Genomic DNA, 22,515 nt, shown 5'->3' with positions numbered 1-22,515 from the left:
TTTGCTCTTCAGGGGTTAGCACTTGCTGACAACTAAAAAAAGATTGATGTTTGAGCCTAAATTTTTCACCACTCTGTTATCAACAACCTTAGTGATGCTTCATTAATTAATGGTTTAATTCAGGTGACAGGAGGTAACTCGAACCTTTACCTAATGAATCCAGCCGGGATTGTTTTTGGTGAGAATGCGAGCTTAAATGTGCCAGCAGCGTTTACAGCGACGACGGCGAATGGTATCAGTTTTGAAGGCGGTTGGTTTTATGCTGTTGGGGATAACAACTATCAAGCTTTAGTGGGTTCTCCCAATGGCTTTGCCTTTACGATGAATGAGCCAGGAGGTATTATTAATGCTGGCGATTTGGCAGTGAGTGAAGGGCAGAATTTAACGCTGCTGGGTGGCACTGTTATTAATACCGGAACTATCTCGACACCGGGGGGTAATATTACGGTTACGGCAGTACCGGGCGAGAATCGAGTGCGCATCTCCCAAGAAGGGATGATTCTGAGTTTGGAAGTTGAGTCAACTGCGATCGCTAATAATAGTAGTTTACCCAGTGCTGCTGGCATTTCTCCTCTGTCTATACCCGAATTACTGACGGGGAACGAAAGTACCACCGGGGTAGCCGCGAATTCAGATGGCACGGTGCAACTAACGGAATCAGCAACTACTGTTCCTGTAAATTCTGGTACGGCAATTGTTGCTGGTACTCTGAATACAGCGAGTTCCCAGACGGGGGGTGGTGTGAATATTTTAGGCGATCGCGTTGCTCTAGTTGATGCTACTATTGATGCTTCTGGTACAAACGGTGGTGGTCGGGTATCAGTTGGAGGTGATTTTAAAGGTGAAGGAACTCTGCCAACGGCTTCTCGTACTTTTGTAAGTTCTGATTCCCTGATTAATGTTAATGCTACGGATAACGGCACTGGTGGTCAAGCCGTTGTCTGGTCAAACCAAATTACCAGTTTTAACGGTAACATTACGGCTCGTGGCGGTGAATATTCTGGCGATGGTGGTTTTGTGGAGGTATCGGGTAAAGACAGTTTGATTTTTGACGGAACTGTTAATACATCCGCCGCTAATGGGAACTTTGGTACGCTGCTACTTGACCCGAAGAATATCGCCATTATCGGTGATGGTAGTCCTGATGATGGGGATGATGATGGCAGTTTAGAAAACGCCTTGGGAACTGATCCAAATGCGGCGACGGCTGAAGTTCTTGCTTCTGAACCTCCCACGGGTGGAACCTTCCAAATCTACGAATCAGAACTAGAAGGAATGTCCGGGGATACTAATATTATTCTGGAAGCGACGAATAATATTTCCGTTAATGATTTGCCGGATGATGAATTACTATTTAAGCCGGGGAGTGGGTCACTAACCTTTACCGCCGATGCGGATGATGATGGTTCAGGTGCGTTTATTATGAATGATTCGGCTGACGTTATCCGCGCTGAAGGTAGGAGTATTGACATTTCAGGTGCTAGTCTATTAGTCGGTTATATCGATACGTCTACATCTGGAGACGGCGGCACGATTGACCTGACTTCATCCGGTGGTGATATTAAAGTCAATGGCGGATTAAATGCCAGTTCTACAGGTTCGGGTACAGGTGGCACAATTAACCTGGATGTTACCGCTGGACTCGGTGCTATTAATATTAGCAGTAGTGGTGTCAGAGTGGCTTCTACGTCTGAGTCTGGGGATGGCGGGAATGTTACATTCTCTACCGCAGGTGGCGATATTACGACTCTGGATGTGGATACCAGCGTTAATGGTGACGGTACAGCCGGTGATATTGACTTTGATATTGCTGCTAATTCAGAAGGAACGGGACAAATTGATACCAGTAGTGGGACGTTAGATGCGAGTTCTGCGACTGGAGACGGTGGTAAAATAACCCTCACCACTGCGGCTGGCAATATTGATACGGCGGATGTGGATACCTCCTCTGGTGATGACGGGGAAGGTGGCGAAATCTTCCTGACAATTAATGGCGGAGTGGGTTCGATTGATGCCACCAATGGAACGTTACGCTCAACGTCTGTGGAGGGTGACGGAGGTGAAATTAAGCTTTCCACGAATGAAGGTAATATTAGCGCCAGTACTATTGATTCCTTCTCCAGCAATGGTGGTGTTGGTGCAGAAATTACCCTGGATGTTGCCGCCGGAACTGGCTCAATTAATACGACAACGGGTACACTCGACTCAACCTCCGCAACCGGAGACGGCGGGAATGTTGAGTTGAAGACGTTTCAAGGTAGTATCAGTACCGCCGATATCAATACCTTTTCCGAGGATGCTGATAGTGTTGGTGGAACAATTGAATTAAAGGTTGAAGATATTGAAGGCTCCATTGATACCACGGGTGGGACGTTAACTTCTGGTTCCACTGTCGCCGATGGTGGTAAAATTGAACTCACGACCAGTGATGGTAATATTCAAACCGATAACCTCGACTCCAGCGCCACAGGTACGGGAAATGGCGGCAAAATTGATATTGATGCAGGTGGCGGTGGCGATATTGATACTACCAATGGCACATTAGACTCAACGACAGTTGACGGTAATGCGGGTGACATTAAGCTAACCACCGAGGATGGCAATATCCAAACGGCTACTATTGACGCGAGTGCCAGCGATGAAGGAACAGCAGGCGCAGTTAGCCTCACTGTTAATGGTTCGCCCGGATTAATTAACGCTACCAGCGGTACAATCAACGCAAGTTCGGCTGGTGGTAATGGCAATGATGTCACCCTCACCACGGGTGGTGGCAATATTAACACCGCTGATGTGGATACCCGTTCTGGTGGTGACGGGGATGCTGGTAGGATTCGCATGGATATTGCGGCGAATTCAGAAGTAACTGGAGCCATTGATACGGCGGGTGGTACGTTATTTGCTACCTCTGAGGCAGGTAACGGTGGAAGTATCTCCCTCACAACCGCAGAAGGCAATATTGACACCGCCGATGTCAATTCATTCTCAAACGGTGCAGGAACTGGGGGTAATATTACCCTCAAAATTGAAGGCGGAGAAGGTTCAATTGATGTCACCAACGGTACGTTAGACTCTACCTCCGAGGGTGGCAATGGTGGCGATATTGATTTAGATACGTTTGAAGGTAGTATTGCGACTGCCAACTTAGATAGTTTCTCCAGTAATGCTGGCAGTACGGGGGGAAGCATTTCCCTGACTGTGAATGGCACAGAAGGAGCGATTGATGCCACAGGCGGCACAATAACTACTGGCTCAACGGTGGCGAATGGGGGTAATGTAACCCTGGATACGACTGCCACTAGCACCAACGGCAACCTTCAAACTGCAACAGTGAATACGAGTTCCACGGGCGGCGGGAATGGTGGTGATATTACTCTGAAAACGGGTCAAACGGGTGATATTGATACTACCGTTGGTACGTTGAATGCAACCTCAGAAGATGGCAATGGTGGCGCAATTTCCCTTACCGTTAATGAAGGACAAATTTTAACCGACGATCTTGATTCCAGTGTTAATGGTAGCGGTACTGGCGGTGCAATTAATTTAACAGCGAAAGATATTCCCGGAATTATCGATACCAGCAGCAGTACGTTAGATTCCAGTTCAGCTAATGGTGATGGTGGTGCCATTACCATTGATACGGCGGGTGGGGGTATTAGCACCGCAGACGTAAATTCTAGCTCCGGTGGTGACGGAGATGGGGGTAAAATTACCTTTGATATTGCTGCCAGTGACGAAAGAATTGGACAAATTGATACAACAGCAGGTACGTTAGATTCCAGTGCGGCTGGTGGTGATGGCGGTGATGTCTCCCTGACAACAGCAGAAGGCAATATTAGCACCAGCAGTATTAATTCCTTCTCCGATACGACAGGGGGTGTTGGTGGTAATATTTCTCTGACTATCGAGGATGGAATTGGTTCCATTGACGCCACCACAGGCACGTTAACCTCTGGTAACAGTCCGGCTACGGGTGGAGATATTGCTCTGAGTACCAATGAAGGCAATATTAGTGCCGACGATTTAGACTCTAGCTCAACAGGTTCTGGTAATGGCGGAGCAATTAGTGCCGAAATCAGTGCGGGTACAGGGGATATTGACCTGAGTACTGCCATTGTCGATTCTAGCTCGGAGTCTGGCAGTGGGGGTGATGTCACGCTGACAACGGCTGACGGTAATATTCAAACCAGCAGTATTCTTTCCTTCTCCAATGGCGTTGGTTTGGGTGGAAGTATTACCATGACGACGAATGAAGCAGGTAGTATTGATACGAGTAATGGGGACGCTCCGATTTTAGATTCGAGTTCGGCTGATGGTGATGGTGGCAAGGTTGAGCTGAAATCGGATGTGATTAACGTTACCAGTGTCAACGCTTCTGGTGGAGTAGTGGGCGGTGATATTATCTTTACGGGGGATGAAACGAATATTGCTGATGGTAGTGCAGTCCAAAGCAATGGCGCTGAATTGAAGTTTCGACCGTTCTCGATTGCTCAAGATATCCGAGTTAATGGCGCATCTGATACAGGCGCGAGTATCTTGGATCTCACCAGTGAAGAGATCAGCCGCTTAATCGATGGCTTTAGCTCGATTATCATCGGACGGGAAGATGGCACGGGTACGATCTTCATCGTAGATGATCCGAATTTCAAAGACCCAGTGATTTATCTACAACCCACAGAACAAGAATAAATCATGCTGAAGGACTGATTAGCAGACTGACAGAAAATTCCCATCCTGAGTAGGAGTGTTGCCGATAACGCTCCTACTTTTGGCATTGCTGACTCAGGGAGAGTGTTAAAACGGGTGGGAACTGTTAGAGTACTGTGATATGTCTAACTTTTTGGGCAGTCTTCCTGACTGAGACTGACTGCTTTTTTCAGAATAAAAAACAAAACGGTAAGCTGAGATAGTAGTAACAACTATAAATCTTGGCAACTAATGGGTTAATCCGCGACTAGCTTTAGGAGGTTAGCAATTATATGAGAGTTTTACTCGTCTATCCCCTGTTTCCTAAAACCTTTTGGTCTTACGAAAAAATCTTGGAATTAGTCGATCGCAAAGTACTCCTGCCGCCCTTAGGGTTAGTGACGGTAGCGGCAATCCTACCACAAGATTGGGAGTTTAAACTAGTAGACCGGAATATCCGGGCAGTAACGGAGGAGGAATGGGAATGGGCAGATGTCGTGATTCTCTCGGCGATGATTGTCCAGAAACCAGATTTGTTGGATCAAATTCGGGAGGCAAAACGACGCGGTAAGCGAGTCGCGGTGGGGGGTCCTTACCCGACTTCGGTTCCGGAGGAAGTCCAAGATGTGGGGGTAGATTACCTGATTTTGGATGAAGGGGAAATTACCCTACCCATGTTTATTGAGGCAATCCAACGAGGGGACAAGGCGGGAATTTTTCGCTCTAATGGCGAAAAACCTAATGTGACAGAAACACCGATTCCTCGCTTTGAGTTGTTAGAGTTCGACGCTTACGATTCGATGTCGGTGCAGTTTTCGCGGGGGTGTCCCTTCCAGTGTGAATTTTGCGATATTATTGTCCTCTACGGTCGCAAACCCCGCACCAAAACTCCCGCCCAGTTATTAGCAGAATTGGATTACCTCTACGAACTGGGATGGCGGCGCGGCGTGTTTATGGTGGATGACAACTTCATTGGCAATAAGCGCAATGTTAAGTTGTTACTGAAAGACTTAAAAGTTTGGCAAGCTGAACACCAGTATCCGTTCCGATTTAATACTGAAGCCTCGATTGATTTGGCTCAAGACTCGGAATTAATGGAACTGATGGTAGAGTGTTATTTTGATGCAGTATTCTTGGGGATTGAAACACCCGATGAAGATAGCTTGCAATTAACTAAAAAATTCCAAAATATTCGCAGTTCCCTGGCTGACTCGGTAGAAACAATTACGAGGGCGGGATTGCGGGTGATAGCTGGCTTTATTGTCGGTTTTGATGGGGAAAAGTCGGGAGCAGGCGATCGCATTGTGCGGTTTGCGGAACAAACCGGAATTCCTACCACAACCTTTGCGATGTTGCAAGCTTTACCCAATACTGCTTTGTGGTATCGGTTAGAGAAAGAGGGACGGTTGCGGGGCAGAGGTGGGAATATTAACCAAACAACCTTAATGAATTTTATTCCGACTCGTCCTTTAGAAGAGATTGCGAGGGAATACGTTGAGGCATTCTGGCAGTTGTACGAGTCGGAGCAATATTTAGATCGGGTTTATCGGTATTTTCTGAAGTTGGGCGAACCGAAGTGCCAACCGCCGTTTAAGTTACCCAGTTGGGTTGATTTAAAAGCATTGTTAATTGTCTGTTGGCGACAGGGAGTTAAGCGCAAAACTCGTTGGAAGTTTTGGCATCACTTATTTAGCATGATTAAGCGAAATCCGGCGGTTTGGGAGCATTACCTGACGGTTTGCGCGCACAATGAGCATTTTTTAGAGTATCGTCAGATTGTGAGGGAGCAAATTGAGGGGCAGTTGGCGGAGTTTTTGGCGCAAAAGCCAGCGAAGGAGATAACAGACGTAATGGATAGATTACCTGTGGAAATGATTAATTAAAGCACTTTTTAAGTTAAGTGAGGTACTCCAGATCCCCGACTTCTCTAAGAAGTCGGGGATCTTGCTAGGATAATCAACGGGCGATCGCCTCAACTCTATGGGTAGAAGCGAACGAAAACAGCTATTGCTTTAAATACTAACGATACAATGAAGAGTAGCCGACTTGAAGGGTAAGCATGGTTCAAGCGACGGAATATCTTTATGTTGTCCGGGATGATGAGATTCTACATGGAGAACCAATCATCCGAGGAACTCGTACGCCCGTCCGAGCAATCGTTGAAACTTGGCGGATGGGCATTGCACCGGAGGAAATCCCCAAAGGAATGCCACACCTTACTTTGGGACAAGTCTTTGGAGCATTAACTTACTACAGTGACCACCAAGACGAAATTAATCAGTATATTGAAAAAAACCGCATTCCTGATGAATTAATTGATCCATTGGTTAGAGATTTGTGAGCAGCGTATTTATTTGCCTGTATTTGGATGAAGATGTCAATGTACTGGTAGCCAATTTGCTTCAAGCGAGAGGTTTTGATGTCATTACCGCACGAGATGCGGGGCGACTGCACGCAACTGATGCGGAGCAACTTGCGTATGCTGTAAGTCAAGCAAGAACTCTGGTTTCTCACAATAGAACTGACTTTGAAGAACTTGTACAGAATTACTTTGATTCAGGTCAGATGCACTATGGAGTAATTTTTGCTGTCCGTCGTTCTCCTCAAGAGATCGCACAACGATTACTCGCCATTCTCAATCAAGTAACCTCTGACGAGATGCAAAATCAAGTCCGGTATATTTAGTAAGAAGCCAGATAACGGCAAAGTTAGACTGCCTTCCCAATAATCAAAGAAGGGAAGCCTCAAGAGTTCTGGTCAAGGCTTCGGCTTCGCTCCTATCATTCACCGAATCAGGCGAAATCCAACATCAATAAAAGAAGATGTTTTACGGGACTCTACAGCATCCTCTGATCGGCGGTTTTACTACTCCAAATCTCTACACAAAAATAGGGTATGTTATGTGCTTCTAACACAGGCTGACAAAATTAAGTGGAGCGCGATCGCACAAGCGTGTTATTATGTGAATTTAGCTAAAATTGGTGATTTATAATCTAGCAGTAATTCGACGACTCAAGCTATTACAACAACTTTAGGTAGATAAAATTTGATAATTAAGTAAGGACAATATGAATCCAGATTTAAAGGTTCAATCTATCTCAAATCTATCAGAACTTTACGAACAAGATTTCTATTTGTGGTTGCAAACGACAGCAAAATTATTAAAAGAGCGGCAGCTAGAGCTTGTGGATTTTGATAGTTTGATAGAAGAAATTGAAAGCATGGGCAGAAGCGAAAGAAAAGAATTAAAAAGTCGATTTACAACTTTAATAGAACATCTTTTAAAGATTAAGTATTGGCAAGCTGAAAAAGCTAATAATGCTAGAGGATGGCGTCAAACTATTGTTGAACAAAGAAGGCAAATAGAATATTTATTGGAAGATAGCCCCAGTCTCAGAGGATTGTTAGCAGAGCTATGGAGCGAATGTTATATTAATGCCAGGAAAGATATCCTGAAAAAATACGAATTAGATGCAGAACTATTTCCTAGGGAACCTGAATTTAGTTTAGAGGATATCCTCAATGCTGATTATATACCAGAGTAAGCGGAAGTGCCTTAATCATGCTGTATTTCTCCTTGGTATTTTTGATGCAAAATGCGATTGACTCTCTACAAAAAGCGCGATCACTCGTCGATCAAGTAAAATGCGATCGCATTTGCTGTAGATGTCATTCATCGAATGCTCGGACAGCACACAGGCATTTACTAGCTCAGTGGCATAAAATAGTGAGGGTAGCGAGGAATTTAGCCATGAGTGTTGTTGTTTCTGACGAAATTTTAACCGTAACTCGCATGACTGAGGCTGAAATGCGTCAAGAAATCGCTGTCATGCTCTTTCAGCGAGAAAAGCTTACCCTTGCTCAAGCTAGCCGATTTGCAGGAATGCACCGCGTCGCATTTCAACACCTACTCGCCAGTCGCCGTATTTCAGTGCATTACGGGGTAGAAGATTTTGAACAAGACATTCAAAACCTGCGAGAGATGGGTAGGTTGTGATTATTGTCAGTGATACATCACCCATCAACAATCTCGCTGCAATTAACCAACTTCATCTCCTTCATCAACTGTATGGAACGGTTCTCATGCCCGAAGCCGTTTATCGAGAACTGACTGATCCCAACTTTCCTGTTGCGGGTGCAACTGAAGTGCAAACCCTTAACTGGATTCAAACTCGTGCTGTTAGCGATCGCACTCTTGTCGAAGCACTGAGCGGTGAACTTGACCTTGGAGAAGCGGAGGCGATCGCCCTAGCAGTCGAGATTCAAGCCGATCAAGTTTTGATTGATGAACGTCGGGGTCGGTTAGTAGCAGCCAGACTAAACCTCCGATACACAGGTATTTTGGGAATCCTGGTCGAAGCGAAAAGTCAAGGCTTGATTGCTGAGGTAAAGCCTTTATTAGATGCTCTAGTCAATGAAGCTGGATTTTGGGTTGCCGAGCCTCTATATAACAATGTTTTGCGCCTTGTGGACGAGATTTGACTTACCTTTACTCTTTGGACTAACGGATGGACTTTGTGGATGCATCTATTTGCTTGATTGCGTCTTAGGTGTTAGATTTCATGCTTCAACTTTTCTCTCAATATCTGATTCAACCCCTTCTATAAAAACTTCATAAAAAAAACACAATCACTGTGCTTTCCTTAATCAGACGTTAACAAACCCAGTAATCTCTCGGTGTCTACTACCGCGACGTGTTAGCTAGCTCTACCAAAGTAAACTTTGTCTACCTCTTAAAAATTGTTTCAACTTCGTCCTTGACTTTTTTTAGCTCTCTCAGGTCACTCACACTAGGCATCTCTGTAGTTGAGTGGGTAACATTGTTTCTGGTGCCCCTGATTTTATCTAGTGATTTAACCAGATCTGCTGGAATCATCCCTCTGTCCTGCAAGAACTTAATGTTTTCAGAGACTTTGGAGCTTACTTGTGAAGCATCAACTTCTTGTACAGCTAGTTTCAGCAACTCTTCTACTACCTTAAAGTCACTGATGAATTTGCCCATATTTTGCTGATCTAGAGTGGGTAATTTGACTTCTATTCCTTTAGTTTTCGGCAATATTTTATTCACTATTCCAATCACCATAAATCCTATTGTAAAAAAAACAGGAATCGGAACTCCTGCAATGACACCAAGAAATAGGGATATCCAACTTGCTTCAACATAACTATTACCCAAAATGCGTTGCTTAGAGAAAACAATGTAGGAGGTTAATCCAAAAAGCACAAACGCTATAAAGGGAATTGCAGGAATTCCAACAATGGATGCTGCCGCAGATACTTCTATAAACATCCATAGACAGTCAAGGATTAATACAGTAATTAACCCATCTCTGTGGAATCCCAACCAACTCGGAGGTACTTTTCTAGCAATAGACTCAGGCATATTTACAGACCTTACTTTACTATTTTCTTTGAAACTTATACGTTTGAACGCAACTTGGTATTATTAGACCTCTTGCTCGCATTGGATTCTCGCCCCCCTAGCCCCCCAACTTGGGGGGAACAGGAATTAAAAGTCCCCCAGAATTGGGGGATTTAGGGGGCATCTCAGAATTTATGCAAGAGGTCTATTGAAGAGCGTTACGCTTGGTACGCCATTTGAGAATGCTTCCAGCCAATGCCAAGATGCCCAGCGAGAGGACAGAGCTAGGTTCGGGAACTGCTACACCTGAGTCCGGCACGGGACTACCATCTGGTTCAGAAGCAGCAACAGTACTCAGGTTGAGACGAACAAACGAGTTTCGATTGTAGGATAGCCCTCGGACATTCACAGATAATTCGTTGCCGTCAAAAGTGACGTGATCGGGTGTTAAACCCAACGTGGTGCTTGGGTCAATCAACACCTCAGTAATTTGCAAGGCAACGGGTGCAGAGAATGTGAATACGTAGGTGTTCTTAAATGTGTTGGAAAATCGACCAAATCCTGCATTAGGGTAATCTAACTCCAGGTAATCTGCGCCTGCATCGATCGCAACATTTACAATGGAGAATCCTGGAACTGAACCTAAGCTCTGCGCGTTTGGAAACTCCACTGCCGATTCGCTCACAATTGCAGACGCAGGAAAGGGACTGACTAAGAGTTCACTGGTTGGAGTGCGTTGTAGCTCAAGACGAAGTTTCAGTTCTGACCCAACCAGGGTAGCCCCCATAGCGGAGCTACCACTGAAAGCAACCATCGCTACGGAGGCGAAAAGCGGAAGTGCCTTAATCATGCTGTATTTCTCCTTGGTATTTTTGATGAAAATGCGATTGATTCTCTACAAAAAGCGCGATCGCTCATCGATAAAAAGTAAGATGCGATCGCGCCAGCGCTGCTGCTCTTCAGATCGCATTTGCTGTAGATTTGAGCCTGTTGTCTGTCATTCATCGAATCCGGCAAAATCCAACATCAATTGGCGCGATAGCGTCTTAGGTGTTGGGTTACTCTTCGAGAAGGCTTCGCCTACATGCTTCAATCCAACCGACAAGGCTACTAGTAACACCTTCTAAAAAGCTAACCGTTTAAATTGCTCGCTGGCGGCGCTTGAGACAAGCCAATCCACCACCAGCTAGTAATATTCCCAGAATTGTTGTCGGTTCTGGTACAGCCGTTGATGGAACATCTGTTGATGGAAAATCCGTTGATGGAACATCCGTTGGTGGGACATCCGTTGGTGGGACAGTTAACTCCCGACGTAATTTTTCCTCAAGCGCCCGTTCAACATCTTCAAATCCATAGGCAGAGATGGTAAAAGATCCGACCCCACCCTGAATATTGTTTCTGTACCAAGTTTCTAATCTAGTGTCAGCTCTATTAGGAAGAATGGGCAATCCATTAATGGCTGATACCCCTGCTGCTAAGGCGTTGTCTCTAGCCACACTGGTCGAGACACCGGACTCTGCGGGGTCATCTCCTGATATATCAATTACCCAACGCTGCCCCTCATAATCATTACTGCTAAACAAGGGAGCGGCAAATTGAATCGCAGAACCAGGAGCTGTGCCAGTTGAACGAGGTCTGACAAGCGTGCCAATTAGGTTGGCAAACTCGAGGGCGCTAGCTTGATTGTTCAGCAACATCCAAGGAATCGATTGCTCCTGCTGGTTTGCGCCTGTCCACTGAATAAGATTAACCGCGACAGATCCAAAATCACCTGAACCAAACAGTGGGGATAACTTGATGAAAGCATCTCGGTAGCCTCCCATCTGCAACGCATACTCATTCCTGTCAATACTGCCAGAGGCATCGACCAATAGTGATAACTCAACATTCACTGGGGTAAGCATTGCCGCCGATGCAGGTAGCTGAGCAGCGACAGTAACCCCAACCCCAAGTGAAGCGATCGCAGCAAAACTCGGTAAGATTTTCGACAGTAATGATTGAGATGGTAATTGATCAGGCATTATTAGAAATCTCCTAAATATAAATATGAAACTGAGAGTCAGTCGAGGAATCATCCTGCTTAACCTTACATAGAAAATATTCTATTTTATCTCAACATCTGATACAAGTCCCTCTATAAAAACTTCATCAAAAAAAACACAATCACCGTAATTTCTTTCATAAAAAAAAACTAAGCCAACTAATTATTACTTAGCTCGCAGTTGGAGTACAATGCTATTTTGGGTTGGTTTATACCGCACATTTGCGGTTTAACCCTGAGCCGTCTAAAATTACTCTTAACTTTTGGCTTAACTCCATCAAAACCCAATACCAAGCCCTTTATCAATCGGAAGGAGATCGGAACTTTTTCCCAAAAACTCCCAAAAATGTCGGGAAAATGTCGGAAAGATCGGATGAAATCGGAAAAACCCGCCCATCTAACTCATTTATGGACATTGCAGAAGCCTTGAAACTCGCTGATGAACTGCTCTTTACTCATACAGGCGAACACTTAGACCATCTGCAAGAAGCAATTCTTAAAGGTACACTACAAGGTCAGAAATACGCCAAAATTGCCTCAGAAAACAATTTAAGTGAAGGTCATGTTCGAGATAGTGCATACGAATTATGGAAAGCTTTATCCGATGTTTTAGGAGAAGATGTTAATAAATTAAATGCACGGAATATTTTAGAGAAAATCATTATCTCTAACAGTGGTTCAATAGAATATTTAGTAAATGGTAATAAAGTAACTATTTGTGCAAAACAAAAGCGATCGCCTAAATCTTCTCCTCTATCCAAGCCAAATAAAAAAATAACCTGCTTAGACATAGATACCGCCCCAGAACTCACCGAATTTTACGGACGAACTGATGAATTAAACACTCTAAAAGCCTGGTTAGTCCAAGATTGTGTTCGCCTTGTTAACTTAGTTGGCATTATCGGAATTGGCAAAACGACGCTAGCTATAAAACTAATTGAACAAATCCAAACCCAATTTGACTATATTGTTTATCGCAGACTTCGGTATTGTCCAACTATCGAGAATTTTTTAACGGACTTACTGCAAAGCTTTATTTCGTCCATTATTCCCAGTACTCTTGATCGCCAAGTCAATGTATTGCTTAAATTTTTACGCAAACATCGCTGTTTAATTATTATTGATGATTTACAGATGTTATTTCAGTCAAGACAATATGCTAGTCAATATCAAGCAGAATTTGACGGATATTATCATTTATTTAAACAAATTGCCGAATTATCTCATGCAAGTAGTTTATTATTGATTACTAGCGAACAACCAGAAGATACAATTGCTACTCGCCATAAATTCACCCGCTGCTTAAAGCTTCCTGGTTTGGGAGAGTCTGCTAAACAAATATTAATGGATAAACAACTGTCAGACGAACAGATGTGGGATACCTTAATTGAAAAGTATCAAAGTCATCCCTTATGGTTAGAAATGACAGCAACCATGATTCAAGAATTATTCGCTGGCAAAGTCACAGAATATTTAGCTTATCCTGACTTGATATTAAGTAATGCGATCACATTTCAACTTAGTCGTTTATGGCTCAGATTATCCGAGTCAGAAAAACAGGTAATGAATTATTTAGCCACACAAGAAGATGCAGTTAATTTGAGCCAGATTTTACAGGAAATATCTCATCCTCCTACAGAGTTATTAAAAGCCATACAATCTTTAAAAAGACGTTGTTTATTAGAAGATACGCCAAACTTCCTTGGCGCGACGTATGTAGAAAATTATCGCTCTGCTTTACTGAAAATTAATCCAATTTTCAAAAATTATCTCAGCTCTCTCCCCTTGTTACCAACTTGAACTCGAAATCTCGCTTCTTGCCCTAGCTACCAACTCTCGCTGAACGCTTTATTGTTAGGGAAATTAGCGACAAGTCAGTAGAAGGAACCAACCTCAGCAATATTGGTTTTCTCTTAGAGGCACAAAACCCACCAGAATTAGCGATCGCTCCCTACTACTAGGCATCGTTTATTTTAATTGGGAATGGGTTGTAACTGACATCTTGCACCATTGTCGATAAGCCCGAAAATCAGCCCAGAGTTCAAACGCCGGGCTAATAGCTTAAGTGGAATAAAACTCTTATCCAGTCCTCTTAAGAGGACTTTAGCTATTAGCCAGTGGTTTAAACCACTGGCGGTTAGTGAGACGGGTGCAAGATGTGAGTTGTAATAAAGTGCGATCGCTATTCAACTCCCACAAAACCCTTCTCACCTACCCCACTGAAAGACAGCCGCCCCCCAAGTCAATCCAGCCCCAAAGCCTGAACTAGCAATCACATCACCCGGTTTAATTTTCCCCTGCCGCACCGATTCATCCAGAATCAGGGGAATGGAAGCGGCTGAAGTATTGCCATATTTGGCAAGATTGCTCAAAACTTTATGGTTGCTAATCTTCAACCGCTGGGCAACCGCGTCAAGAATTCGTTGATTCGCTTGGTGCAACAGCAGCCAGTCTACATCTTCAGTGGTAAGATTTGCTTGAAATAGGGCTTTTTCAATGACTTCTGGCACCTTTTGCACGGCAAACCGATAGACTTCTTTGCCATTCATGGTAATCGGCTGAAAATTACCTTGACCTACCTCAATGCCATTGACAAATTCTTTATTTTGTGGTATGTAAGAAAGCTGAAGAGATTTATTCTGGGTGCCATCGCTACGCAGTTCAAACCCCAACAAGCGATCGCTCTCGTTTGCCTGCATGACAACAGCCCCAGCCCCATCCCCAAATAATACGCAGGTATTGCGATCTGACCAATCTACCCAACGGGATAGAATATCGGCACCGATGAGCAAAACATTCTTATAAACACCAGTGCGGATAAACTGGGATGCTGTAACCAAACCAAAGACAAAGCCAGAGCAAGCGGCTGTTATATCGAAGGCAACTGCTTTCGAGGCTCCCAGCAGCGCCTGAATTTGGCTAGCACTACCAAACAAGTCATCCGGTGTTGAAGTTGCCAGGATAATTAGATCTAACTCGCTAGCTGTAATTCCTGCCATAGCGATCGCACCCTTGGAGGCTTCTACAGCGAGTTCGCTCAAACTAGATTGGGCATCTGCTAGATGTCGTTCCCGGATTCCTGTCCGAGTTGCTATCCACTCATCGGATGTCTCAACCATCTGACTGAGTTGATGGTTAGAGAGAGCGACTTCTGGTGTGGCAGAACCACTTCCGGTAATGGCAATACCTACCCCGAATTGATTCAAAGCTATTCTCCATCAATGGCTGGGACAAACAGAAGCTGAAGAATGAATCAACAAAGAATGCTACCTTATGATATCTTTCCAGCTCCCAAACCCAATCAATTCTACCCCTTCCTGAATACCTACTGTCCACCAATCATTAAACTCCCGACAAATGCAGATGACAGGCAACTGTGTTAGGCAAGCGGTAATCTTGAGTCTGAGCTTCAATTAAGGCATGGGTTCTCAGTACATTAAGGTTGCCTGTAATAACCTCTGGCTCGACAGTTTGAAAACTATAGCAACTGCCAAGACGGTTAGGACATATATGAATTTAGTAGAGACGTTCCGCCGGAACGTCTCTACCAGAGTTTGTCCTAAGATATGTGTCCACTGCTATTCAGGAAAGCTGCATTCATTAATTTAGCCAAGCTTGATTGGTACATTATTAAGCCGCAAGTCCCTAAACGCCTCCCTCCTCTGTGCTTTGACTACTAGCGGCTTGCCGAGAACGCTTGAAATCACTCGACTGAATTCGCTCCAATACCTGGTTATCAACCGCTTCTTTTGCCAAGCGAATCGCATTAAAAATGGAAGGAGCTTGAGAACTACCGTGGCTGATAATACAAACTCCATCCACCCCCAACAGCAATCCTCCCCCATGTTCGGCATGGTCGATCCGCTGCTTGATCCGCTTCAAATTAGGTTTTAAAATTGCTGTACCGATCTGACCGTGTAACCCTTGGGGCAATTCCTCTCGCAGGATTTGCAGCACGATCTCACCCACAGCTTCAGCAAACTTCAGCAAGACATTGCCTACAAAACCATCGCAAACAATGACATCAAAATTACCCGACAGCACATCTCTACCTTCTGCATTGCCGATGAATGCCACTCTAGGATTCTCTTGCAGTAGCTGATAGGTACGGACGGCTAAATCATTACCCTTACGTTCTTCTTCCCCAATATTGAGCAGTCCAACTTTCGGTTCCGGTATCCCCAGCACGTATTGACTGTAGACCGAACCCATTACCGCAAACTGCTCCAAATACTTAGGGCGACAATCCACATTAGCACCCACATCCAAGACGAGTACAGGCTTACCCGCCACCATCGTGGGAAACACTGCGCCAATTGCCGGACGGTCGATACCCTTAAGTCGTCCCAAGCGCAGTAAAGCTGCCGCCATTGCTGCCCCAGAATGACCCGCAGAAACCACACCTTCGGCACGCTTTTGCTTGACTAAATCCATCGCCACATTGATTGAAGCCTTAGGCTTGCGCTTCAAGCTGACTAAAGGCTCTTCATCCATGCCAACTACATCCTCAGCCGGAACAATTTCCAACTGAGATGAATTGCTGTGTTGCTTTAGGGAGGATTCAATGGCATGAGGATCGCCAACCAACAGAACCTCTACACCCAACTCCTCTTGTGCCCGAATAGCTCCAGCAACGATTTCACCGGGGGCATAGTCCCCTCCCATAGCGTCGATTGCGATCCGTTCGCGAGATGCCATTGCTCAAAATGATAGAAACCTTAAAAATTTTAACAGAACCCCTCCATGCATCATAAAGCTTGATGTGATCTGCCTGACATCCGGTAAAAAGACTTGAAGAAAACTTTTCAGAATGCCACCCGTGTCTTTACAATAATGCTCCATGTAGGAGGGATGTTAATGTTACAACGAATTGGTGCTGGATTGATTGCTTCTAGTTTAGCGGCTCTACTGGTAAAGATGGCAGGAACGCCTGCGACCCCCCTGGGTACGGCTCAAATGCTGACCTGGCAAGATATGCCATTATTTACCTGGTCAAAGCTAGACCCAGCCGCAGAAGCAGTCGTGCGCCAATACCTGAAAACCTGGAAGGATAAAGGGGGGCAAAACGCCTATCAAGGTATATGGATGGAATCAGAGCAAAATATTTTAGCAGATCACCAAGGTAACATTCCCCTGCCAGCCGCTTCTTTAACGAAAATTGCCACGACTCTGGCAAGCTTGAAAAAATGGGAACCCTCTCATCAGTTTGAAACCCTAGTGAGTACCACCGGATCGATCAAGAATGGAGTGTTGCAGGGTGACTTAGTTGTTACAGGTAGTAGTGATCCCTTATTTGTTTGGGAAGAAGCGATCGCTATTGGAAATAGCCTCAATCAGCTCGGAATCCGCCGCGTCACGGGGAGTTTAGTCATCGTCGGCGATTTCTACATGAACTTTGAAGAAGACCCAATAATTGCAGGGAAGCTACTCCACCAAGCCCTCAATGCCAGCAGGTGGTCGCCCCAAGCTGCTACCCAACATCGCGCTATGCCACCCAGGACGCCCAAACCCCAAGTAGCGATCGCAGGTCAGGTGAAGGTGCCAACCACAGCCCCTGCCAACACAACCTTACTCTTGCGTCATCAATCCCTGCCTCTAGCTCAAATCCTCTGGCACATGAACGTTTACAGCAACAACCCCATGGCAGAAATGCTGGCGAAGTCCGTCGGCGGTGCTGGGGTGGTTGCAAAACAAGCCGCCGAGTCTGCCGATGTCCCCCAAAACGAGATTCAATTAATTAATGGTTCTGGATTGGGGGTAGAAAATCGCATTTCCCCCCGTGCCGTGACTGCCATGCTGATGGCAATTGAACGTGTTCTAGAACCCCACCAAATGGGTGTAGAAGATGTGTTTCCCCAATCGGGACGCGATCGCCACGGCACCCTGTTCGCTCGAAAAATTCCGTTAGGTACTGCCATTAAAACTGGAACCCTACGGCAGGTGAGTGCCCTAGCTGGAGTCATGCCCACAAGCGATCGCGGGCGGGTTTGGTTTGCCATCATTAATGGCGGCAGTAGTAATATCTGGGAATTTCGGGAACAGCAAGACCAGATCCTCGAACAGCTATCCCAAAAGTGGGGCAATTCAGCCGTTCTCAACGTCAATACAGCTCAATCTCCTCCCCTCCTCGGCGATCCTAAACGCATTCAAAAGGTCATGTCTAATTAGGTTAAATCCCCATTCGTTAGCCTAGAAGAAAGGAAAAACAACTCAGTTGCAATCTCTGGGGATGATTCAAGAGGGTGTAATAATTGCCCGTACTGCTAATTGCTCTAGGATGTAGCAGGAGTTACCTAGCGGAGGACTAGATGGCTAATATCAAATTTGTCAAGGAAAATCAGGAAGTAGTAGCGGCTGATGGGGCTAATCTCAGGGAGAAAGCCCTGCAAAATGCCATTGAACTCTACACGTTTAAGGGGAAGTTGATGAACTGTGGAGGCTACGGTCAATGCGGCACCTGTATTGTGGAAGTAGTCGAAGGCATAGAAAATCTCTCTCCTCGAACTGATGCAGAAAAGCGAAAACTGAAGAAAAAGCCGGATACTTACCGATTAGCCTGCCAAACTCTAGTAAACGGACCGATCAGCGTCAAAACTAAACCCTGAGTGCCTTGAGTCTAGTTATACTTTGAGCGGTTATGGTTCAGCCGTGAAACAGTACTCTCTGGATCGGGTAGGTATCCAGGGAGAAACCCCGATGATATTCTTAAAGTAGCGGGTTCAATACAACGTAGAGGCACTAAGTTCAATGCAAGTTAACGAGCTAGGATTCATCGCCATCATTTTGTTTGTGCTGGTTCCCACTGTTTTTCTTTTGATTCTGTACATCCAGACAGCTAGCCGCGAAGGTAACAAAAATACCTAAGAGTGGCTGTCTATCAAACCGTTTCTAGCCCCCACCTTGCAGACGCGAAGTGGGGGTTTCCTTAAAGTGGGGTGTGGTGAAAGAATAAAATAGAAATCTTCTTGAATACAACACTTCTCCCTACACCCCCTGGAAGTCTTCAACCCGGTGTGCGTGATAGCAAAACAGGGCAGTTAGCGTACACCCGGACATAATCAGATAGGGAAGTCCCCAGTAACCGATCCAAATCGGGTAGAGCCTTGGCAATACTGGGGCGGCGTTCGGGAGAGCCGAGTATCAACAAGTCAACACTCATTTCATCAGCTAAACGGCAAATCTCCCGTCCAGCTTCACCCGTACTGTTGATACAGCGATACGCAACGCCTTGCTTTTTCGCTTCAGTTGCGGCTGATGCCAGAACAGGATCTAGTTCGGGATTGTCTATCACTTCACCCGATGGCTTTTGTTTGTCAGGATTCACACGTACCAGATAAAGCTGACTGCCTTTAATATCTCGCAGGAGTGACAGAGCTATATCTAAACTCTGTTTGGCGGAATCAGATTTATCCATTGCCACCATGATACGGTTAACTCGCTTGACGTAAATTTCATCCTTAACCAACAGCATGGGGCGAGAGGATAATTGGAAAACATATTGGCTGACTGAGTTTTCCAAAATTGATTCGATACGCTTGAGCCCTCTTGAACCCATAATAATCAGGTCAGCTTGCTCTTCTTGTGCGACTTGCAGAACTACGTCTTTGGGGTCTCCCTGTTTGAGTCTGGGGGTGATTTTTTCAGGGTCTACTCGTAAGGATTTAACGGCATCTGCCAAAATCTTGCCCCCCTCTTCCAACTTAGCGGACATGGCTTCGGCAGTGACTTGGGGAGTGACAACGTGCAGGACAGTGACGGATGCCTTTTGCATGACGGGGATTTCCGTCAACATATTGAACATTTCTTCACACAATCCCCGACCGGCAACAGCGAGCAAAATTTTTTCAATCATGTTTTTCTATCCGCTTTCAAAGAAATTGAAGACTTACGCAACTTGGGGAAAACAGAGAGCTTCAGGGGGAATTCCTCAAGCCCCCAGAGTAACAGTCCCCTATCAATGCGGCAGTCCTTTAAGGGTTAGAGGTTTTTAGCCTTCCAAGAATAAGGATACTGGCGATGTTGCTCTCGAAATTTGACAATTTATTACCTGACCCTACCCTTTCGCAGTGGGAAGTAGGGAATCGAGACTAGGAAAAAAGAGCCTTTCTAAATCTCATTTATCTATAGTCAGTCTAAATCACTTCTATCTTCTGACTTCTGACTCCTGACTCCTGATTCCTGGCTCCTGCCTCGTCTTAGACGCGATAACTTTAGAATGCTTATCCGATAAGCGCCTTAAGACGTGAAGTACTTTTACTTTTTGCTGCTTGCCTTTGAGAGATAACTCTCCCCAATCTTCCACCTCAAATTGCCCTCGAATGTGAGTCCAGGTGGCGTCACCGATGAGGACGCGGCAGTTGGTGGGTTGACGCTCTTTGTCGTAACTTTCCAGGCGGGAAGCCGTATTGACGGTATCGCCGATAATACCGTATTCCAAGCGGTCTTTACCCCCCACACTCCCAGCGACAACGCCTCCAGTAAAAATGCCGATGCGCATCTGAATGATGGGTAAACCCAAACGCTGCCAATTCTGGTTCATCTCCTCAATGTGTTCGCTAATTGTCATGGCACAATCTACAGCGGCTTTGGCGTCCTCTGATACTTCTCTCATTTCTAAGCGAGCAGTTGGCACTCCAAAGGCTGCCATCACACCATCACCGGTAAACTTATTGACAATGCCTTGGTGTTGTAGAACTTCACGGGTGATCACCTCTAGGAGTTCGTTTAACCACCCCAGCAAAGCTTCAGGAGACATTGTTTCAGAAATAGTGCTAAAGTTTTTGATGTCGGCAAACAGCATGGTTGCCGTCAGGCTAATGCCCGGTAGCTTGCCCGATTTGAGCAGGCGATCGTGTTCTTGCCAAAGTGCTTGAGCAATCTTGGGGGATGTGTTTTGTCCCAACAGCCGCATCACAATTTCTTGCTTTTTGTGTTCGTGATAAGACCGATAGCTAACCACAGTGCCGACTGCCAAGACAAATCCTAAGGCTGGCGCAGCTAGTGGCACCCATCCACCCTGGCTAAAAAAATAGAAGCAGGCGCTAGATAAAACACTCAGGCTGCCAACAACGCTGATACTCAACGCTACGGGATGATAAGTAACCCGCCCCAAGATAATACCCGTTGAAATCCAGCCCACAATCCAAAAGACTTCTGCCCATTCAGACCAAAACCAGAACAAGGTTCGCTTGCCAGTGGCAGCATCCAGTAATTGACTCACCATCTGAGCATGAATTAAAACCCCTGACATCTTGGGGTTTACCTCGAGAGCGGGACTGTAAGGTGTAGCAAACAGGTCTTTCAGACTGGGGGCTATTGAGCCAATGAGTACGATTTTGTCCTTTACCCAACTTGGATCGACTTCTCCGTTCAAGACTTCGCTAAAGGTAACTTGTCGCGCAACAGTGTGAGACAAACGGTAGTTGAGCAAAATTTGGTAGCCATTCGCATCCACCTTTTGATACCCGCCCGAATTTTCTGCTAAGGGCAAAAACTCCCAATTGCCCAATTTGAGGTAATAGCTATCTGGAGACGGCGAGATTCCTTTCGACTCCAGATAGGTAAGGGCTAAACGCAGTGAAAACGAGTAGAGAACGTCTGTTTCACCCTCAACGACTACTTCAGCAAATAAATTATTGCGGCGAACTACACTATCTAGATCAGTGGGTACGTCGTTAAACCCAATTCGCTCGGGGGGTATGTCAGGAGGTGCAGGCACTCCGGCACGGGTATCGATACTTTGAACGCCAATCAGGTTAGATTGCTGGAGTTGATCGACCAGTTGCTCGTAACCAGGTGCTACGGGGAGGTTGCGATACAAATCCAGACCAATAACAGCGGGTTGATTGGCTTGCAGTTTCTGCAATAGCTGGGCTAAAACTTGGTCGGAAATAGGCCACTGCCCCTGAGCTTCAATGTCTTCTTCGGTGATGGCTACCACCAGAAGCCGGGAATCGGGTTCTAGTTCTATGGGTTGCCAGCGCATGAGCTGGTCAAACCCAGCCAGTTCCAGAGGCTCCAAGCCGCCCATATACCGCACTCCCAGCACGGTAGCGGTAACGGCAATAGTCGAGATTGCCACAACTCGCAGGCTTGCTAAATCGGGTCGAGAGATACCGAACTTTCGAGCAATGCTGAATCTCATAGAAGTGAGGTAGATGTTTTAGCATCTCAGACGTCCATTCCAGCTACAAAGCTAGAGGGGAGCGAGGAGAATTTTTACAAGCAAAAACGGGACGTTTAAACGTTCCCATTTTTTAAACAGGAGATTATCAAGGTACTGGTGCTAGATGCGTCTGGTGAAAAATCTCTACAAATCCCTATCGTGGCGTACTCATCAATATCCGGATAATGTTGGGATTTTTGGGTATTCACTTAATGCACGACTCACTAGGGCAAAGACAAGTAGTCAAGGTTTTAAGGCAGATTC

At 45.5% G+C, this 22,515-nt stretch carries 19 protein-coding genes; 12 read left to right on the top strand and 7 right to left on the bottom strand.

Annotation, left to right across the window (positions count from 1 at the left end):
* Window positions 1-60: 60 nt before the first annotated feature.
* From IQ257_RS03090 to IQ257_RS03060, 7 genes are all read left to right on the top strand, one after another.
* Window positions 61-4,686, top strand: coding sequence for a filamentous hemagglutinin N-terminal domain-containing protein (locus IQ257_RS03090; RefSeq protein ID WP_322744163.1), 4,626 nt, complete (start codon window positions 61-63; stop codon window positions 4,684-4,686).
* Between the two features lie 290 nt (window positions 4,687-4,976).
* Entirely contained in the window at window positions 4,977-6,566 is a 1,590-nt protein-coding gene (locus IQ257_RS03085) for a B12-binding domain-containing radical SAM protein (protein WP_193932924.1), read from the top strand.
* 176 nt (window positions 6,567-6,742) lie between these two features.
* Complete coding sequence (locus IQ257_RS03080) at window positions 6,743-7,024, top strand: DUF433 domain-containing protein (protein ID WP_193873935.1); 282 nt, start codon at window positions 6,743-6,745, stop codon at window positions 7,022-7,024.
* Window positions 7,021-7,368: a DUF5615 family PIN-like protein gene (locus IQ257_RS03075; protein ID WP_193873936.1), complete on the top strand. Its 348-nt coding sequence runs from the start codon at window positions 7,021-7,023 to the stop codon at window positions 7,366-7,368. Before IQ257_RS03080 ends, IQ257_RS03075 begins: the two co-directional genes overlap by 4 nt.
* A 383-nt stretch (window positions 7,369-7,751) precedes the next feature.
* Entirely contained in the window at window positions 7,752-8,228 is a 477-nt protein-coding gene (locus tag IQ257_RS03070) for a DUF29 domain-containing protein (protein WP_193873937.1), read from the top strand.
* Between the two features lie 206 nt (window positions 8,229-8,434).
* A complete protein-coding gene (locus tag IQ257_RS31345) occupies window positions 8,435-8,680 on the top strand; it encodes a UPF0175 family protein (protein ID WP_193873972.1) in 246 nt (81 codons plus the stop codon).
* Window positions 8,677-9,165, top strand: a complete 489-nt coding sequence (locus tag IQ257_RS03060) for a DUF3368 domain-containing protein (protein ID WP_193873938.1) — start codon at window positions 8,677-8,679, stop codon at window positions 9,163-9,165. The genes IQ257_RS31345 and IQ257_RS03060 overlap by 4 nt, the downstream gene beginning before the upstream one ends.
* A gap of 244 nt (window positions 9,166-9,409) precedes the next feature.
* Here IQ257_RS03060 and IQ257_RS03055 read toward each other — a convergent pair whose 3' ends face one another.
* A complete protein-coding gene (locus IQ257_RS03055) occupies window positions 9,410-10,066 on the bottom strand; it encodes a hypothetical protein (protein WP_193873939.1) in 657 nt (218 codons plus the stop codon).
* A 184-nt stretch (window positions 10,067-10,250) separates the two neighbouring features.
* Window positions 10,251-10,895 carry a PEP-CTERM sorting domain-containing protein gene (locus IQ257_RS03050; protein ID WP_193873940.1) on the bottom strand — a complete coding sequence of 215 codons (645 nt, stop codon included), beginning with the start codon at window positions 10,893-10,895 and terminating at the stop codon, window positions 10,251-10,253.
* On the opposite strand from IQ257_RS03050, the gene IQ257_RS03045 reads away from it, so the two are divergent.
* Entirely contained in the window at window positions 10,894-11,172 is a 279-nt protein-coding gene (locus IQ257_RS03045) for a hypothetical protein (protein WP_193873941.1), read from the top strand. The genes IQ257_RS03050 and IQ257_RS03045 overlap by 2 nt on opposite strands.
* Before the next feature lie 12 nt (window positions 11,173-11,184).
* Here IQ257_RS03045 and IQ257_RS03040 read toward each other — a convergent pair whose 3' ends face one another.
* Window positions 11,185-12,066 carry a PEP-CTERM sorting domain-containing protein gene (locus IQ257_RS03040; protein ID WP_193873942.1) on the bottom strand — a complete coding sequence of 294 codons (882 nt, stop codon included), beginning with the start codon at window positions 12,064-12,066 and terminating at the stop codon, window positions 11,185-11,187.
* 224 nt (window positions 12,067-12,290) lie between these two features.
* On the opposite strand from IQ257_RS03040, the gene IQ257_RS03035 reads away from it, so the two are divergent.
* Window positions 12,291-13,886, top strand: coding sequence for an NACHT domain-containing protein (locus tag IQ257_RS03035; protein WP_228060371.1), 1,596 nt, complete (start codon window positions 12,291-12,293; stop codon window positions 13,884-13,886).
* Window positions 13,887-14,293: 407 nt separating this feature from the next.
* On the opposite strand, the gene IQ257_RS03030 is transcribed toward IQ257_RS03035, so the two are convergent.
* Together IQ257_RS03030 and plsX are read right to left on the bottom strand one after the other, a co-directional pair.
* Window positions 14,294-15,292: a beta-ketoacyl-ACP synthase III gene (locus IQ257_RS03030; RefSeq protein WP_193873943.1), complete on the bottom strand. Its 999-nt coding sequence runs from the start codon at window positions 15,290-15,292 to the stop codon at window positions 14,294-14,296.
* Between the two features lie 439 nt (window positions 15,293-15,731).
* A complete protein-coding gene (gene plsX / locus IQ257_RS03025) occupies window positions 15,732-16,784 on the bottom strand; it encodes a phosphate acyltransferase PlsX (protein WP_193873944.1) in 1,053 nt (350 codons plus the stop codon).
* A 159-nt stretch (window positions 16,785-16,943) separates the two neighbouring features.
* Between plsX and IQ257_RS03020 the strand changes: the two genes are divergently transcribed.
* The 3 genes from IQ257_RS03020 (at window position 16,944) to psbM (ending at window position 18,950) form a co-directional block, all read left to right on the top strand.
* Window positions 16,944-18,254 (top strand): D-alanyl-D-alanine carboxypeptidase, encoded by a 1,311-nt coding sequence (locus tag IQ257_RS03020; protein WP_193873945.1) that lies wholly within the window; start codon window positions 16,944-16,946, stop codon window positions 18,252-18,254.
* 140 nt (window positions 18,255-18,394) lie between these two features.
* Window positions 18,395-18,691, top strand: a complete 297-nt coding sequence (locus IQ257_RS03015; RefSeq protein ID WP_193873946.1) for a 2Fe-2S iron-sulfur cluster-binding protein — start codon at window positions 18,395-18,397, stop codon at window positions 18,689-18,691.
* 142 nt (window positions 18,692-18,833) lie between these two features.
* The gene (gene psbM / locus IQ257_RS03010; protein WP_193873947.1) at window positions 18,834-18,950 is read left to right on the top strand and encodes a photosystem II reaction center protein PsbM; all 117 of its coding nucleotides are present in this window, start codon (window positions 18,834-18,836) and stop codon (window positions 18,948-18,950) included.
* 139 nt (window positions 18,951-19,089) lie between these two features.
* Here the strand turns inward: psbM and IQ257_RS03005 are convergent, their stop codons facing one another.
* Window positions 19,090-19,938 (bottom strand): universal stress protein, encoded by an 849-nt coding sequence (locus IQ257_RS03005; RefSeq protein WP_193873948.1) that lies wholly within the window; start codon window positions 19,936-19,938, stop codon window positions 19,090-19,092.
* A gap of 291 nt (window positions 19,939-20,229) precedes the next feature.
* Window positions 20,230-22,230, bottom strand: a complete 2,001-nt coding sequence (locus IQ257_RS03000; RefSeq protein ID WP_193873949.1) for a CHASE2 domain-containing protein — start codon at window positions 22,228-22,230, stop codon at window positions 20,230-20,232.
* Between the last annotated feature and the right edge of the window lie 285 nt (window positions 22,231-22,515).

It is taken from the genome of Coleofasciculus sp. LEGE 07092, from assembly GCF_015207375.1.
In the GTDB taxonomy this organism is placed as follows: Bacteria; Cyanobacteriota; Cyanobacteriia; order Cyanobacteriales; family Coleofasciculaceae; genus LEGE-07092.
This window is presented reverse-complemented; position numbering and strand designations above follow the sequence as displayed.

Bases quoted from the DNA above. Each gene is read 5' to 3' on its own strand.
- IQ257_RS03085 (WP_193932924.1), top strand. From the start codon at position 4,977: ATGAGAGTTTTACTCGTCTATCCCCTGTTTCCTAAAACCTTTTGGTCT.
- IQ257_RS03080 (WP_193873935.1), top strand. From the start codon at position 6,743: ATGGTTCAAGCGACGGAATATCTTTATGTTGTCCGGGATGATGAGATT.
- IQ257_RS03070 (WP_193873937.1), top strand. From the start codon at position 7,752: ATGAATCCAGATTTAAAGGTTCAATCTATCTCAAATCTATCAGAACTT.
- IQ257_RS31345 (WP_193873972.1), top strand. From the start codon at position 8,435: ATGAGTGTTGTTGTTTCTGACGAAATTTTAACCGTAACTCGCATGACT.
- IQ257_RS03055 (WP_193873939.1), bottom strand. From the start codon at position 10,066: ATGCCTGAGTCTATTGCTAGAAAAGTACCTCCGAGTTGGTTGGGATTC.
- IQ257_RS03045 (WP_193873941.1), top strand. From the start codon at position 10,894: ATGCTGTATTTCTCCTTGGTATTTTTGATGAAAATGCGATTGATTCTC.
- IQ257_RS03050 (WP_193873940.1), bottom strand. From the start codon at position 10,895: ATGATTAAGGCACTTCCGCTTTTCGCCTCCGTAGCGATGGTTGCTTTC.
- IQ257_RS03040 (WP_193873942.1), bottom strand. From the start codon at position 12,066: ATGCCTGATCAATTACCATCTCAATCATTACTGTCGAAAATCTTACCG.
- plsX (WP_193873944.1), bottom strand. From the start codon at position 16,784: ATGGCATCTCGCGAACGGATCGCAATCGACGCTATGGGAGGGGACTAT.
- IQ257_RS03020 (WP_193873945.1), top strand. From the start codon at position 16,944: ATGTTACAACGAATTGGTGCTGGATTGATTGCTTCTAGTTTAGCGGCT.
- IQ257_RS03015 (WP_193873946.1), top strand. From the start codon at position 18,395: ATGGCTAATATCAAATTTGTCAAGGAAAATCAGGAAGTAGTAGCGGCT.
- psbM (WP_193873947.1), top strand. From the start codon at position 18,834: ATGCAAGTTAACGAGCTAGGATTCATCGCCATCATTTTGTTTGTGCTG.
- IQ257_RS03005 (WP_193873948.1), bottom strand. From the start codon at position 19,938: ATGATTGAAAAAATTTTGCTCGCTGTTGCCGGTCGGGGATTGTGTGAA.
- IQ257_RS03000 (WP_193873949.1), bottom strand. From the start codon at position 22,230: ATGAGATTCAGCATTGCTCGAAAGTTCGGTATCTCTCGACCCGATTTA.